General features: G+C 44.1%; 1 protein-coding gene. It reads left to right on the top strand.

Features of this window, described 5'->3' with window-relative positions:
• Positions 1-148 precede the first annotated feature (148 nt).
• Positions 149-1,420, top strand: coding sequence for an ISL3 family transposase (locus LKE01_RS11785; RefSeq protein WP_054769919.1), 1,272 nt, complete (start codon positions 149-151; stop codon positions 1,418-1,420).
• The last annotated feature ends 46 nt before the right edge of the window (positions 1,421-1,466 follow it).

Raw genomic sequence — 1,466 nt, 5'->3', positions numbered from 1 at the left:
CTCTACAATATCTGTTGTTGGTAATAGATTTTTATCTATTACTGATGACAGATTTTTTGTTTTTCATTAGAATAAAAAAGCGGACATTTCCTGTCCGTTCATCAAAACCAACAACCACGAAGATTTTAGAGAAAGAAGGAAATGCCCTATGTCAAATGATACTACGAAAATGTTGTTAGGAATAGATGATAAACACTTAAAAATTGAGAATGGCAAAATAGGTGATGATGGGGTGATCCGATTAAACGGGTCGCTGAACTATTCCCCCAAGGCTTGCCGCAACTGTGGGGTTATTAATGATCACCAGATCATTGGCTATGGTTGGCGAAGGACCACCATTAGATTCGCTAAAACATTGGGCAGCACGGTTATCCTATGCCTCAATCGGCGAAACTTTCACTGTAAGGCTTGTCATACCAACTTCCTGGCGCAGACGAGTGCAGTGCCGAAGCACTGCACGATTTCAAATACAACCCGGAAACAATGTTTAGAGAAGTTAACGGAACCAGTGAGCCTCAAACACATTGCCAATGAATTGTCCACTTCGGATTCATTCGTTGGTCGGCAGCTCTTACGGGCTGAACGGGACTTTAAAACCAACTGGCACTACTTACCCAAAGTTCTCCTCATGGACGAAGTTAAAAGCACTAAGAGTGCCACCGACGCGATGAGCTTTGAATTTATGGACGCCGAAACCCACGAATTAATTGACCTATTGCCCTTTAGAACCATCTATCAGCTTCAAAAGTATTTCCAGCATTATGACCAAGCCGCACGAGAAAATGTGAAAATTATCGTCACCGATATGAACTATACCTATCCCAAATTGGTTGGGCAGATCTTCCCGAACGCCATCGTTGTTATTGATCCTTTTCACTTAGTTAACGCTTTAAACCGGGCTTTTAACAAGACGCGAGTGCGTCTCATGAAAACCCTGGCCACTTCCTCGCGCCAGTATCACGCCTTGAAACGCTATTGGAAACTATTATTAACGCCGGCCAATCACCTTAACTACGAGGCTTTCCGCAAGTGGACAAACTTCCCTTATCCGGCAACTGCCACGGATGTGGTTGATGCTTTACTGGACATTGATCCCGAGCTCAAGCAAACTTACGACGTGATGAATTGGTTACGTGAAACCATCAAAAACCGCGACTGGCCCAACTATAATCAAGCCTTTCACCACCTGCAGGGGTGCTCGGAAGAGATGTTGGCAGCCCTCCAAACCTTGGCGGCTCATCATGATGAAATTGGCAACACTTTCACCCACCACTACACCAACGGGCCCTTAGAAGGTTCAAACAACAAGATTAAAGTCATTAAGCGCACTGGATTTGGTTACCGAAACTTCTTCAGATTCCGGCTAAGAGTGCTGTTCGCTTTTCGAGTTCATACAAAAAGAGCCCTAATCACCAAGTGATTAGAACTCCAATATTTTGTTCACCAACAACAGTTGACGAAGAACC

This window comes from Lentilactobacillus kefiri (genome assembly GCF_007989105.1).
GTDB lineage: Bacteria > Bacillota > Bacilli > Lactobacillales > Lactobacillaceae > Lentilactobacillus > Lentilactobacillus kefiri.
Note: the sequence above shows the minus strand (reverse complement) of the source record. Positions and strands in the feature narration are given on the sequence as shown.

Excerpts from the sequence above, each read along its gene's own strand:
- LKE01_RS11785 (WP_054769919.1), top strand. The coding sequence starts at position 149 with ATGTCAAATGATACTACGAAAATGTTGTTAGGAATAGATGATAAACAC.